Raw genomic sequence first — 13,556 nt, forward strand, 5'->3', positions numbered from 1 at the left:
TGTAGTGCTTTCGGCAGCAGTTTTGCGGGAGGGTGATCGTTTGGTAGCTTGATCACGGATGCATCGTAGTGATCCGTCATATCGGAAGTTCCTCCTCTAAGGTGGCTAGCCTCGATTTACGATTGGATTGGAGCAAAAGCCGATCCAGTCGGCGCATCGCTTCGATTCCTACGAGAGGTCCGACGCCAAAGATTGCGAGAGCTGCGGGCCAACTGAACGAAGCGGCTAAAATGGGGGCCATCTGAATCGTTAAAACGGTGATAAGAAAACCGAGCGCTGTCTGTAGTGTCATCAGACTGCCAGATTTTCCCGCCGGCGCAGCATCTGCGACAAGCGCGGAAAAAAGGGCACTATCGGGGATGATGAAAATTCCCCACAGGATAGCAAATATGACGGTCAATTCGGGGGAATAATGGAAACTCAGGGCGGTGAAAAAGGCGAATGAAGCACTGAGCCCCATCGTGGCACCCGCAATCTTTGCTTTGCCAAACCTGTCGGCAAGAGCTCCGGTCGGGATGCAGAAAATCCCCCCAATTGAAATCGCGATAAAAGTGGCAAGTCGTGCCATATCCGGCGCGCTCGCGATGCCACGCTCCTGAAAAGACACTAAGAGTGCTGTGGCAATCCAGGCCCAGAAGGCATAGAGTTCCCACATATGAGCAAGGTATCCAGCAAATGCCAATCGAACCGGACGTAGGGTCCAGGCAAGGGTTAAGTCGCGGACTGAAAAAGCAGGTGTTCTGGTATAATACGGCCCGAGTTTCATCATCAGGATGAGACCGGCAGCGCCGAGAGCGAGCGCACTGGCGAGTGCCACAGTAAACCGCCAATCGGCCCCGCCGAGCAACGCCAAACCGTGAGGCATTGCGGAGCCCAGCGTCAGGGCGCCTACTAGCAGACCGACAAGAAGGCCTCGCCGCTTCTCCGTCCAACTGACCGCCAGTTGCATCCCAACCGGGTACACGCTGGCGAGACAGAGGCCGGTTGCAAAGCGTAGGGCGATTTGCGTGTTCCCAGCAGGCGCGGCGAAGGCGAGCGCGGCAGTTGAGATCGCGGCCAAAGTCGCCCCAATAGCAAAAACACGGCGGGGGTCGAACCTGTCGGGTATCCCAAATGCTGCGAGCCCGAGTGCGCCCACGACAAAACCGATCTGAACGGCTGCAGAGAGCAATCCGATCCGCCAAGGCTCGAGGTTTGTCCCCGCTGTCAATTCCGGCATGATCGCGTTGGATACGAACCAAAGCGACATCGCGCCAATTTCGGCGAAGATCAGTATGCCAACATTAGATATGATACGTCCTAGAGATGTTGTGGCGTTTATCATTCCGCCCGCCCTTGCTCCAAAATTAGTCGCCCCAAAGCGCTTCGGTCCGACTTTCCGGTATTCCCCAACGGCAACTCTTTTCCGAAGTGGATGACATCCGGCAGTTTGAACCTTTCCAAGCGAGGTGTAGCCCAGTCCATCAGCTCTGAAGTGGTTATCTCTGTTGCTTCGGTAGGAACGATTAGCAAATGAATCGCCTCACCAAATCGTTTGTCGGGCACGGCTGTCGCCAGTGCGGCGGACACATTCGGGTGTTGCTGAAACGTGGTTTCGACTTCAAGCGGCGAAACCTTATTGCCGCCCCTGTTGATGAGCTCTTTGATACGCCCAACCAACACAACCTCTCCGGTCGGAAGGATTTCCGCTTGATCGCCGGTATGTATCCATCCTTCGCAGAGAGTTTCCGCAGAGAGCTCGGGCATCTCCAGATAGCCGAGCATATTGTAAGGGCTTCTGATGAGTAGTTCGCGGTTTTCAGGATCGATTGCCACCTCGACGTTTGGAGAAGGAAATCCGAGGCTGTTGCCGCCGTTATCGGGAGCCTGATCCCGACGGAACAGGTCACATGTGCCAGTTTCGGTCAGGCCATAGATGCTATTGATTGTGGCGTGCGGCCAAGATTCGAACAGCGTTTGTCGTAGGCGGCTGCCGACAGCTTCGCCGCCCGTTAGCACTTGAAAGGACTGTTCCGAAATGGCCGAGCCTGCCAACATGCGTAACATAGTTGGGACGGCTGCTAGGTAATTAATCTCGGATGTTTCGAGTTTTTGTCCCACCCAATGCGGACTATATCGGCCCGTCATGTGAATTGTACCTCCCGACATCAGAGGTAGGAACGTGGCCCATTGTCCGAAGCTGAAAAGCAGTTGCAGCGGAACAAGCGCGACGGGCGCGGACTGCAGATCAATGGCAGTGCGGATAGCGTGGTACTTCGCCGACACACGCCCGCGCGCCAGAACGACACCTTTGGGGGTTCCTGTTGAGCCAGACGTGAAGGTCACGAAGGCGGCACCATCAAGTAGGGAATGATACGAGGGCGACCGATTGGAAATCTGTTTTATGCGTGGTTCGCGCGCTCTCTCCGGATCCGACGCATCAAGATAAAATCGCGCACCGGTGATTTTCCGAACATGATCAGTGTAATCGGCGTGAGACTTGTGATGGATAGGCACTGCTACTGCACCGGCCCCTATGACGGCAAGTATTCCGACGACATCATTCGCATTGCCGCAAATCGCGATTAAGATAGGTTCTCCGCATTTGGCATCGCGCCTTTCTAAATCGCGCGTGAGGCGGACGACTTGAGCTTGCAACTCGGCCATTTCTAAGAAGCCAGTATCATCGTGAATTCCGCCACTGCGGGCGCACATGATAGCTTCATAGAAGTCTTGCGTTTCAGCTGCCTGGCTCAAATGCAGAACCTCTCGTCGCGCCATGCTAAGGCGCCTTTCAAGCCACCTGTACGCAGAGCTTCGAGAAACGCCTTCTTGTCGGGGCTACCCTCAGCCTCGAGGTCCAAGTCTATCTCGAGCGATCTTTCCAATGCCCTCGACATTCCCGCGATGTCCATGGTCTCGTTAATCTGCGCTTTCGTACGCTGGATCACCATCGGATCGACTACGGCGATTCTACGCGCGTAAGCCATAGCGACGTTCAGCGCCTGATCGTCCGGCACTACTTCATTCACCATCCCGATCGATAGGGCCTCTTGCGAACTCAGAGTGTCCTTTCCGAGAAATGAAATCTCCTTCGCCTTTTTGGGTCCCACGATCCAAGGCAGAAGCATAACGACGATGCCTGCGCCGAACTTGACCTCCGGCTCTCCGAAAAACGCGTTTTCCGCGGCGATCGTGATGTCGCAGGCCATCGCTAGCTCGCAGCCACCAGCTAGGGCGGGACCATTTACAGCGGCAATAGTTGGTTTTGACAATGTCCAAAAGCGCATTACACTGTCAAAATCACGGCGAAGGACGGGGCCCCATTCGTCACGACCTTTCGGCGCTTGCGCTGCCTGATCCTGTAGGTCGAAGCCGGGCGTGAACGCCTTGCCTGCGCCCGTGACCACAATTACGCGACACGAGGGGCTGGACTCCGCTTCATCGCAAACAGCGACCAGTTCGGCCAACATCGACTGGCTCATTGCATTCAGTCGCGATGGCCTGTTTAGGGTCAATACCCAGACAGGACCTTGACGGTCCAGCGCTATGGTTTCAAATGCCATTCTCTTCCCCTATCTATCGTGTTGTTCCAGCAGAAACTCGCATTGCGCCGATCGATCTGATGCCGCCGACCACATAGGGCACAAGGGTCTCCTGGTATCCGTCATAGTCGACATCGAGCCCGGAATCGCCTAGTAAGCCATTGATTCTACTGTCGTTTGTTGTTGATCCGTAGAGGCCGGCAAGGAGAAATTGGAACGCGCGCACGCCATCTACTTCCGTAAGTGATGGGACGGCGCGGCGGATGGCTTCTATGTAACGATGGGCAGTGGGATTATACCCTTCCGTAATCGCTTCTGCGAGTTTGGCATCCCAAACATTTCGTCCAATGAAGAGCGCATAGCATCGCCAGCCGGGATCATCACTTTTGAGCTTAGCGAAATAGGGATCCACAAACGCGCGCACGATAGGTTCAAGTTGACACCCTCTATGGCCAACGAGACGTTCATAGGATTCGAGAAGCTGGATACGCTCTTCACTTATGACGCCAGCGCGACGCAGGATAACGGCGTTAATGAGTTCATCTTTCTGTCCGAAATGGTAGGAAATCTGCCCAACATTCGCAGCAGCCGCTTCGGCAATCTCTTTAAGAGTAACGACCTCATAACCTTTAATAGCAAAAAGGCGCTCCGCAGCGTCAAGCAAGTTGCCGCGTGTTGCTACATTGTATGAACTGGCTCGATTGGCGGTTGCCATCATCTACTCCAAAATCGTGTTCCTGTATCGAATTTGGATGGAAATTTAGTATTTGACAAGTGGTTTATTTTCGAAAAGCATGGTCAACATATGAAATTCGAGGCCAAAGCATGGAGGATGCTGTGGTTTTGAGTTGGGGGGATCCATGAAAATATTACTTTTGATCGAAAAGATTAATTTGCTCGTCGGTCGAACTGTTAGCTTCGTTGTTTGGTTCGGTGCTGGAGTTCTCGTCTGGGAGGTCGTGTCACGTTATGGCTTCGGCAGCCCCACAGTCTGGGCGCACGGATACACACAGAGGATTTTTGCATCTTATTTTATTTTGATCGGCGCATACACACTACTGCGCGGCGGTCACGTCAGGGTCGATATCTTAATGATCGGACGAGGGCCTCGAACGCTTGGAGTTTTTGATAGCCTTAATTACGTTTTTTTGCTGATCTGGACATCGGCGCTGACCTATTCCGGATGGGAGTTCTATCAAGAAGCACTCCTTTGGCAGGAAAAAGACGACAGCGCCCTAGCCCACCCCCTTTGGCCCGTGAAGTTGATCCTTGTAATTGCAACCGGGCTAATCATGCTTCAGGCAATTGCGGGTCTGATCCGCTCTCTAATCACCGTTGCAGTTCCATCAACATACCAAAACACCTCCGAAGTCGGTGCGGGGAGTGTATCGTCATGAGTCCTGAAATCCTTACCATAGGCATGTTCGGCGGCCTGATCATCGCGATTATTCTAGGTGTGTCATTATCTTTCGCAATGGGTGGTATCGCCGTCATCTTTGCAGTGATTATGAACGGTCTGCCGGGGATCTATTCCGTAGTATCAAGCACGTTTGGTAACATGTGGTCGATTCTTCTTTCAGCGATCCCAATGTTCATCGCAATAGGCATTGCCCTTGGGCGATCCAAGATCGCAGAGGACCTCTATCAAGCCTTCTATCTCTGGTCAGGCCGACTCAATGGAGGGCTCCTTGTAGGCACATCGGGTTTTGCAGCCGTGCTTTCGGCTATGACCGGTAACTGTTCGGCATCGACAATCACCACTGGGTTGGTTGGCATTCCCGCTATGAAGCGCCACGGATACGATGACCGCTTCGTGCTCGGTACGATTGGCGCTTCGGGTACGCTGGGAATCCTGATACCGCCATCCATTACGCTTATCATAATTGGAATGATGACAGGTCTTTCAGTAGGAAAACTGTTTTTTGGCGGCCTGATTGCCGGACTGTTTATCCTAATTGCTTTCATCATCTACGTAGTAATTAAGGCAAATCTACGTCCCGATCTCGCACCGTCAGCGAACGTCGCGGCGCCTTTCAAGGAAAAGCTAAAGGCCCTAAAATCAGTCTTGCTGCCACTTTTGATTGTACTTTCGGTACTTGTTACGATCTTTCTCGGAATCGCAACGCCAACCGAAGCTGCTGGCGTTGGCGTCGCCGCCGTCCTGTTTGCCGTTTGGCTGCGGGGCGAACTTACCTTCAAATTCATTAAAGCTGTTAGCTACGACACCGCATCGGTCACTGGAATGGTCGTGTGGATTATCTTCGGGGCGGGGGCTTTCGTCTCGGTATATTCTAGCGGAGGCGGTATTTCTTTCATGGTCGACCTATTGCGCGGGTCAGAGCTTGAGCCTTGGATGCTCATCGTCCTTATGCAAGTGGCTGCACTTGTACTGGGGATGTTCTTAGATCCGGTGGGCATCATCCTACTGACGCTTCCGATCTTCTATCCGATCGTTGTCGAGCTTGGCTTTGACCCAATTTGGTTCTGCGTGGTTTTTCAGCTTAACCTCTGCATCGGCTATATTACGCCACCCTTTGGGTACAACTTATTTTACCTCAAAAGTCTGAGTCCGGACACACCTATCACTGAGATCTATCGTTCGGTTCTTCCATTCCTCGGCATCATGCTTGGCACCGGTACGCTTCTGCTCGCCGTTCCCGATATCCTGATAACGCTAACACAGATCATGAACTGACCGGGGCCCGCTTAGCCAGCCCATGTCGTCATGCGTAATCCAGATCAACAAGGAGGAGACTAAGAATGAATATACCAACGATCAACCGCCGGAGAGTTTTGACTGGAGGCGCTATCGCAGCTGGGACGACTGTTCTATCCGCCCCGGCTGTCTTAGCACAAGAGCAGATCAAGTGGCGCATTCAGAGTCACTGGACACCTGGTGTAGAATACTTCGACTCCGTTTATGCCGAGTTCGCACGATGGATCACTGAAGCAACCGCAGGTGAAGTTCAGGTCGAAGCGCTTCAAGCCGATACCGTAGCTCCGACAGGCGAGGTTCTTGGGGCTCTGCGTCGTGGACTGCTCGACGCCGCGTTTATTTTTCCGGGATACTGGATTGGACGCATCCCTGCAGCCGGTCATCTCAATGGCAATCTGGCCACATGGGACAACCATGAAGAGATGCAGCTTTTCTTTTACGATATGGGAGCGCTCGACATCATCCGCGAAGCATATGCTCAGTATGGGATTTATCAGGCTGGGCCGATCTCGTTTGCCGGACTCGCCGTCTACTCCAAGAAGCCAATCGAAACTGTCGAAGACTTCCAAGGCTTTAAAATTCGCTCGACAGGCACGCCGGCAAAAGTCTTTGAGAAAATGGGCGCCACGCCCGTCTTCGTTCCAGGCGGCGAGTTATACCAGAGTCTTCAGACCGGCGTCGTAGACGGTGCTCATTGGGGTTGCGTATCTACCGGTTGGGGCATGAACCTTCAGGAAGTGACTGACCATATCGTCACACCTGACCTGCTCAGCCATTCCAACGGCGAGTTTATTGTCGGCATGGAGCAGTGGAATAAGCTGGGGGACGACCACAAGCGCATCATCCACAACGGAGTGCGTGCAATGAGTGCGAAGGCTAGCGGCCACTTCCGGCATCTGGACTTTAAGCGCATGGACGAGTTCACCGGCCAAATGGGAAAGAACATCTCTCGATTGAACGAGGATGTAATCGCCCAGGTTCGAGAACATTCGATGGAAGTTATTGATGAATACTCGCAACAGGATCCCGAGTTCTCTGGCCGCGTCGGTGACGTGTTGCACGAGTTCATGCGTCTTACTGGCAAAGCCTGATCGGTTTCCTCCCTCTCGCGCTCTCCCGGCGCGGGCCTTCCGCGGCGTGTTCTCTTTTGTGACGCCGCGCAAATGCAACAATTATCTCAAACATAGGAGCTAAAAATGCTGAATAAAGTCGATGTTGACGCGCTGGACGGCGCACGCCAAATGATCCGGGAAACACCCGAAGCTGGACTGGCTAAATATGGAGTAAATCTATCTTGGCAGGAGGGTGTTCGTGCAGAGGTCTCGGCCTTGCCCATGTCGCTTGGCGAGGAAGAAATTCCGCGAAACTTTACTTGGGTTGTGGATGAACCGCCGCAGCTTTTGGGTGAAAGCAAAGGCCCCACCCCGCAAGAATACCTGATGTCCGGCGTTGGGGCCTGCATCATGGTCGGTTTCATTGTAAATGCGAGTGTTCGTGGCATTGAAGTACGCAAACTAGATATCAAGGTGACCGGTGGGTTGGATCTTGCCGGTTTCCTCAACTTGCGGGATGACGCGAAAGTCGAAATGTCAGGGCTGAACTACGAGATTTTGGTCGATTGCGACGCAGATGCCGACACGTTGGCCGAAGTCGAAAAAGCAGCTGTCGGCTTCAGCCCTAACGCGATGTCAGTAAAGAACGGTATTCCGGTGGGTGGTTCCGTCAAAAGAGTTGCGTAGTGAAGGATATCTCGTTGGGAGCGCAAGCGCACCCAACGAGATGCTGCTTGCGCAGACCGTCGAGGCACAAAATGAGCGCCTGACTAAATCAAAACTGGAAATACGCTTGTTTGGTCACAGACCGCGCTTGGCTCAGCCACCCGCGGCAAGTTTTTGCGGCCAAATTTCGAGTGTTCAACTTTACTCAAAAGGTCTCACAATGACTCCTACGAATTATGATACTATCCTCGTCGAAACACGGGGCGCTGTCGGTCTAATTACTCTCAATCGGACCAAAGCGCTTAACGCACTAAACGAATTGCTGTCGGAGGAAATCCGTGCGGCGGTTACGTCGTTTGAGGCCGATGCCGACATTGGTGCAATTGTGATTACCGGGTCGGAAAAAGCTTTTGCCGCCGGGGCGGATATCAAAGAGATGCAGGCGAAATCCTTCGTCGACATGTATTCTGAAGATTACTTCGGGGCATGGGACACTGTCGCGCGCGCTCGAAAGCCGATCATCGCAGCCGTGCGCGGCTTTGCCTTGGGCGGCGGATGCGAACTGGCTATGCTGTGTGATTTCATAATCTGCGGCGAAAGCGCAAAATTTGGCCAGCCTGAAATTAAGCTCGGAGTTTTGCCTGGAATTGGCGGGTCGCAACGACTGACGGCACTCGTCGGTAAATCGCTCGCTATGGATTTAATCCTAACAGGGCGGATGATTGGAGCTGACGAAGCCAAACAAGCCGGTTTGGTCGCACGGGTAGTTACCGATGACAAAGTTCTCGATACGGCGCTTGAAGCCGCGACAGTCATCTGCAGATACAACGGACCTTCTGTGATGATGGCCAAAGAAGCCGTGAACATGGCACAGGAGTTGTCTCTTACTGATGGTGTGCGGTTCGAGCGCCGGTTGTTTCAGGCGGCTTTTGCAACTGAAGGTCAGAAGGAAGGCATGGATGCGTTCTTGAATAAACGCGAGCCGTCATTCTCAGGGCGCTGATTGCATGGTGCAGGGTTGTCTGTAGAACGCTGCGCCAGATCACCCTGAGCGTTCTTTCAGCCTCGCTCAGCGCCGCCCCATACCCTGAGATCTTAACGAAATATCAAAATCGACGCCCCCCATAGGAGAAAGAAACTGATGCCTAGTATTTTACTGCCGCGTGCGCTGAGAATAGGAGCCGGAGCACTTTCTGAATTGCCAGAGGCGCTGACGCAAATGGGCCTTACAAAGCCTGTCATCATTACGGACGACTTTCTTGCAAAGAGTGGGGCGGCTGATCGCGTACTCGCTATTCTCGCGGACTACGGAATGAATGCCCGTGTATTTTCCAAAGTTGTCCCGGACCCGACAACCACATCGGTTGATGCCGCTGTCCAGTTTGTTGCAGAGGGTGATCACGATTGTGTCGTCGGCTTTGGAGGCGGTAGCTCCATCGATACAGCAAAAGCCGTAGCCGTTCTTGTCGCGCGAGGCGGAAGCATGCACTCGCTCAAAGCACCGCATCAGGAAAATACTCCCGGAATGCCCATTGTCGCCATCCCGACGACGGCAGGCACCGGGTCAGAGGCAACCCGCTTTACCATCATTACTGACGATAAAACCGACGAAAAGATGCTGTGTGGGGGCATGGCATACATGCCGATGCTCGCCATTGTCGACTATGAACTGACAATCACCGCTCCACAACGGCTTACCGCCGATACCGGGATCGACGCATTGACACATGCATTAGAGGCTTATGTTTCACGCCTCGCCAATCCATTCTCAGACGCACAAGCGACTGCTGCCATGCGTGCGATCTGGCCGAACCTGCGCCGCGTGTATGACGACCCCGAAGATCGCTCCGCACGCGAAGCAATGATGGTCGGATCGCTTCAGGCTGGAATTGCGTTCTCGAATGCGTCTGTAGCTCTGGTTCATGGCATGAGCCGTCCTATCGGAGCTCATTTCCACGTCGCCCACGGACTTTCTAACGCGATGCTACTGCCCACTGTGACCGCGTGGTCTGCGGAATCAGCGAAGGGGCGTTATGCCGACTGCGCCCGGGCCATGAATATCGTTGCTAATGATGTTTCAGATGAAAAAGCTTCAGAGCTTTTAGTGGAAGCGCTACGTGAGATTAACCTCGATCTTGCCGTCCCGACACCCCAATCCTACGGGATTGAGCAATCAAGTTGGATGGGCTTGCTACCCATGATGGCGCAACAGGCTATCGCTTCCGGCTCGCCTGGTAATAACCCCCGCGTTCCGCAGGCTGATGAGATCCAGGAGCTTTATCGGCAAGCTTGGGCCTGACCGCTGTACGCGATGGCGAGCCCAGTGTTGAAGCATAGTGTCTTCAACGTTCATTTCCTTATCGTCACAAGCGGCGCTTTTCAAGCAACTGCTCTGCGCGATCAAGCTGCGCAGCGCCTGTAACAGGAGATTTCACTTTGTTTGCAAATGAGATTGAAGATTACGTCCTTACGGAGCAGGTAGGACATCTCGGAATCATCACGCTGAATAGGCCAAGGGCACTCAATGCACTGAACGTTGAAATGGTGCGAAGTATCGCACGGGCTATCGAACAGTGGGATGGCGAGTGCGACGTTGACGCCATTCTCCTGCGTAGTGGGTCAAGTCGCGCCTTCTGTGCAGGTGGAGATGTGCGGGCGATCGGCACTCTTTCGAATTCGAATGCCCGTATTGCCATGGGCCGCGAATTTTTTGGTGAAGAGTTCGCATTAAACCAACGGATCAACAGGCTTAAAAAACCATTCATTTCGTTGATAGATGGCGTCGCCATGGGGGGTGGTTTAGGGATTTCTTTACATGGTTCCCATCGAGTTGTCAGCGAAAACGTCAAGATGGGGATGCCCGAAAATCTAATCGGTTACTTTCCGGATGTCGGCGCTACATGGTTTCTAAATAGGTGTCCTGGACATCTCGGCCGGTTCTTAGCACTCACGGGTACAAACTCGCAGACCGAGGATGCAATTTTCTCTGGATTTGCGACACATCATGTTCCCGCTTCTTCTTTTCAGTCATTGGAGAGCGATCTTGTTGCGGATTCGCGGCTTAATCATGGGGCGGTGGATTCAATTATCCGTCGCCATTGTGCGTCGATCAAAGAGAGTGCCTTCGAAGAAAAAATGGACCAGATCAACGAAATCTTTGGTCAGGATACTTTCGAGGCTATGCTATGCACCCTCGAAAAGGCTGCTGCTGCATGCGCTTGGTTTGCTACCGCGCATGAGACGATCATGCGGTCCGCGCCCACTAGCCTTCATGTGACTTGGAAACGCATGGTTGAGGGCCGGAATAAATCGATCGAAACCATCTTGCGGGATGATTATCGCGTGGCCCTGCGTATGGTGGCCCGTGAGGATTTCGCGGAGGGTATTCGCGCCGTGTTGGTTGATAAAGATCACGCGCCAAAGTGGAAACCGGGAAACCTAATCGATGTCAACGAAAACGGTGTCGAGGCATTTTTAAAGCCCCTAGGAGCATCCACTGACATCGCTGCGGAAGACCTGCAAATGAATACGGCTTAGCCCAACGCTATAGCTCTTGAAAGGCCAGCTTGATGGACCTCACCGGGATAAGAATACTCGGACTTTGGGCGGCGCTCGCCACCGTTATGATCTGGGCGGGGTTCCTTGTGATTACTCGGTTCGGCGTGGCGAGCAGTTTTACTGTTGAGGAAATAATGATCCTTCGCCTGGTCCCTGGCGCTCTGGTCATGGCCCCTTTCATGTGGCGATTGGGTGTCATGCCACGTGGGCGGTCTTGGCAGAGGGCTGCAATGCTGATGATTGGGGCCAGCGCAGTCTTTCCCTTCGCCATGTCCATGGGGTTGGCCTACGCGCCCGCTTCTGACGGCGGCGCTCTGGCTCCGGGCACTCTGCCATTCTGGACCGCGCTGGCGGTCTACATCATGACCGGAGAGGTTCCCGGCTCGAGACGGAGAGTGGGACTGGCGATAATTCTGGCCGGGGCGATTGTCATAAACTTATGGCAGGTTTTCGCCGGAGCCGAAGAGCATGCTTGGAAGGGGTACATCATATTTTTGGCCGCATCAGCGCTCTGGGCAGTATATTCTGTAATTTTTCGTCAAAGTGGATTGAGCCCTTTGCATGGGCTCGTCATCGGATTGTTCTGGGGAACGCTGCTTGGCACGCCAGTGCTTCTGGCAACCGGAAACGTCAGTTTTTCAGCGGCTAGTTTCAGCGACATCACGATAATGATTCTGGTTCAAAGCTTTGCAAGTGGCATTCTGGCCATGTTCCTCTTCGGCTTCGCCGTGCAGTGCCTTGGTGCGGCCGAGACTGCCGCCTTTGGAGCTCTGACTCCAATCCTTGCGTTGCTGGGCGGAGCGTTCTTTCTGGGCGAGCTCATTACACCGTTGAAGGTGGTCGGTGTCGTCATGGTGGCGATCGGCGTTGTCTTGGCGTCAGGTATTTCGAGCAAGTCTCGGCCAACCCTCGCCCCCTGAGCGCCCGGCCAGCCGCGGGTTACACCACGATATGGGGCATGATCCGTAAGACCGTCTTGGGTAAAGATTCTCTTCGAAAGAAACGCCGCACGGCCTGAGTATGTTGTAGAGATTATAGAGCGCGCCTCCTGCTGCTAGTAGATGGCGCGTGCTTCACCTCGTGCCTATACGTAAGCCGAATGTTTTAGGGATCGCGGATCCGACACGGTAGAGAAGCCGTGGCTTCTCTCCTCGATCCTCTGCCGCTTCGCAACCCATGATCGATCGGCGCACTAAACGACCGCCAACTGTCCGAAATGGTTCCGGTGGTAACTTGGGAGATTCCCGACGGCAGAACGACGAGTTGGCCCATTCGTCCTTAGAGTTCAGCACCAAAGCCGCCAAGCACTGGCCCCCAATGTAGGTCGGGTTAACTCCGTGACCTGAATAACCAGCTGCGTAGTGAATGCGCGTTCCGGGGCGCGTGCGAAAGAAGGGGAGGCGATCCGAAGAGATGTCAATGCCGCCACCCCAGACCTTGGAAACGCCCACTGAGGAAAGCCCTGGAAGGAGGCGCCGCAAGCCTGCCACAGCGCGCGCTCCGGACGCTTGATCTTCGGTGAGGAGAAGGGATGTTGAGCTACCGTTGAAGCTAATGGGACCAGACCCAGAACCCATCAGCACACGATTATCCGCAGTCTTTCGGAAGTAATGGACGAACACGAACTAACATCAATTGGCTGGCGACAAACGGTCGCGTAGAAGGGTTAAAACAGCTTTGCAAAGACTGGCTGGATGTTCTCAATGCGCGCAAGGCAACTCCGGCAGTGCCATCGCCGCGGCGGGCAGTGGAGCGAGACATAGGCAATCTCAACGCGGCTCCCGATGAGCAGAGGGCCCAGAGCAAGGATTTCAGTCTTTGATTTGACTGAGCGCCGCAAAGGCATCTTCAGCGTTTACGTGGACCACCTCATTGTAGATCGGACGCGCTCTCCAGTCTCCGCGAGATAAGCTTGTACATGCTCCGGAAGCTCATCCAGGGGAATGTCATCGCGGCGACGTAGCGCATCCCAGATCACGCTGTGGAGATATCGCCTTCTATCGTCCTGGGCAGTCATATTGCGTCCTGTCGTCAATCGCG

The 13,556-nt window shown here is 53.9% G+C and carries 13 protein-coding genes; 8 read left to right on the forward strand and 5 right to left on the reverse strand.

Features of this window, described 5'->3' with window-relative positions; all coding sequences use genetic code 11:
- Window positions 1-76: 76 nt before the first annotated feature.
- Genes ACSQ16_RS01755 through ACSQ16_RS01770 form a run of 4 tightly spaced genes read right to left on the reverse strand, consistent with a single transcriptional unit; the run spans window position 77 to window position 4,239 of the window.
- Window positions 77-1,324 carry an MFS transporter gene (locus ACSQ16_RS01755; RefSeq protein WP_435988457.1) on the reverse strand — a complete coding sequence of 416 codons (1,248 nt, stop codon included), beginning with the start codon at window positions 1,322-1,324 and terminating at the stop codon, window positions 77-79.
- The gene (locus ACSQ16_RS01760) at window positions 1,321-2,760 is read right to left on the reverse strand and encodes a class I adenylate-forming enzyme family protein (protein ID WP_435988458.1); all 1,440 of its coding nucleotides are present in this window, start codon (window positions 2,758-2,760) and stop codon (window positions 1,321-1,323) included. The genes ACSQ16_RS01755 and ACSQ16_RS01760 overlap by 4 nt, the downstream gene beginning before the upstream one ends.
- Window positions 2,733-3,545, reverse strand: a complete 813-nt coding sequence (locus ACSQ16_RS01765; protein WP_435988459.1) for an enoyl-CoA hydratase/isomerase family protein — start codon at window positions 3,543-3,545, stop codon at window positions 2,733-2,735. The genes ACSQ16_RS01760 and ACSQ16_RS01765 overlap by 28 nt, the downstream gene beginning before the upstream one ends.
- Window positions 3,546-3,558: 13 nt before the next feature.
- Entirely contained in the window at window positions 3,559-4,239 is a 681-nt protein-coding gene (locus tag ACSQ16_RS01770; protein ID WP_435988460.1) for a TetR/AcrR family transcriptional regulator, read from the reverse strand.
- 145 nt (window positions 4,240-4,384) lie between these two features.
- Between ACSQ16_RS01770 and ACSQ16_RS01775 the strand changes: the two genes are divergently transcribed.
- The 8 genes from ACSQ16_RS01775 (at window position 4,385) to ACSQ16_RS01810 (ending at window position 12,436) form a co-directional block, all read left to right on the forward strand.
- A complete protein-coding gene (locus ACSQ16_RS01775; protein ID WP_435988461.1) occupies window positions 4,385-4,921 on the forward strand; it encodes a TRAP transporter small permease subunit in 537 nt (178 codons plus the stop codon).
- A complete protein-coding gene (locus ACSQ16_RS01780) occupies window positions 4,918-6,219 on the forward strand; it encodes a TRAP transporter large permease (protein WP_435988462.1) in 1,302 nt (433 codons plus the stop codon). Before ACSQ16_RS01775 ends, ACSQ16_RS01780 begins: the two co-directional genes overlap by 4 nt.
- Window positions 6,220-6,284: 65 nt before the next feature.
- On the forward strand, window positions 6,285-7,331 hold the full coding sequence (gene dctP / locus ACSQ16_RS01785) for a TRAP transporter substrate-binding protein DctP (protein WP_435988463.1): 1,047 nt from the start codon (window positions 6,285-6,287) through the stop codon (window positions 7,329-7,331).
- A gap of 105 nt (window positions 7,332-7,436) precedes the next feature.
- The gene (locus tag ACSQ16_RS01790; protein WP_435988464.1) at window positions 7,437-7,979 is read left to right on the forward strand and encodes an OsmC family protein; all 543 of its coding nucleotides are present in this window, start codon (window positions 7,437-7,439) and stop codon (window positions 7,977-7,979) included.
- A 199-nt stretch (window positions 7,980-8,178) separates the two neighbouring features.
- Window positions 8,179-8,961 carry an enoyl-CoA hydratase gene (locus tag ACSQ16_RS01795; protein ID WP_435988465.1) on the forward strand — a complete coding sequence of 261 codons (783 nt, stop codon included), beginning with the start codon at window positions 8,179-8,181 and terminating at the stop codon, window positions 8,959-8,961.
- A 138-nt stretch (window positions 8,962-9,099) separates the two neighbouring features.
- On the forward strand, window positions 9,100-10,257 hold the full coding sequence (locus ACSQ16_RS01800) for an iron-containing alcohol dehydrogenase (RefSeq protein ID WP_435988466.1): 1,158 nt from the start codon (window positions 9,100-9,102) through the stop codon (window positions 10,255-10,257).
- Window positions 10,258-10,394: 137 nt separating this feature from the next.
- On the forward strand, window positions 10,395-11,495 hold the full coding sequence (locus tag ACSQ16_RS01805; RefSeq protein WP_435988467.1) for an enoyl-CoA hydratase/isomerase family protein: 1,101 nt from the start codon (window positions 10,395-10,397) through the stop codon (window positions 11,493-11,495).
- A 32-nt stretch (window positions 11,496-11,527) separates the two neighbouring features.
- Window positions 11,528-12,436, forward strand: a complete 909-nt coding sequence (locus ACSQ16_RS01810) for a DMT family transporter (RefSeq protein ID WP_435988468.1) — start codon at window positions 11,528-11,530, stop codon at window positions 12,434-12,436.
- Between the two features lie 153 nt (window positions 12,437-12,589).
- Here ACSQ16_RS01810 and ACSQ16_RS01815 read toward each other — a convergent pair whose 3' ends face one another.
- Window positions 12,590-13,138 (reverse strand): NAD(P)/FAD-dependent oxidoreductase, encoded by a 549-nt coding sequence (locus tag ACSQ16_RS01815; RefSeq protein WP_435988469.1) that lies wholly within the window; start codon window positions 13,136-13,138, stop codon window positions 12,590-12,592.
- Between the last annotated feature and the right edge of the window lie 418 nt (window positions 13,139-13,556).

This window comes from Sulfitobacter sp. SH24 (assembly GCF_965641895.1).
In the GTDB taxonomy this organism is placed as follows: domain Bacteria; phylum Pseudomonadota; class Alphaproteobacteria; order Rhodobacterales; family Rhodobacteraceae; genus Sulfitobacter; species Sulfitobacter dubius.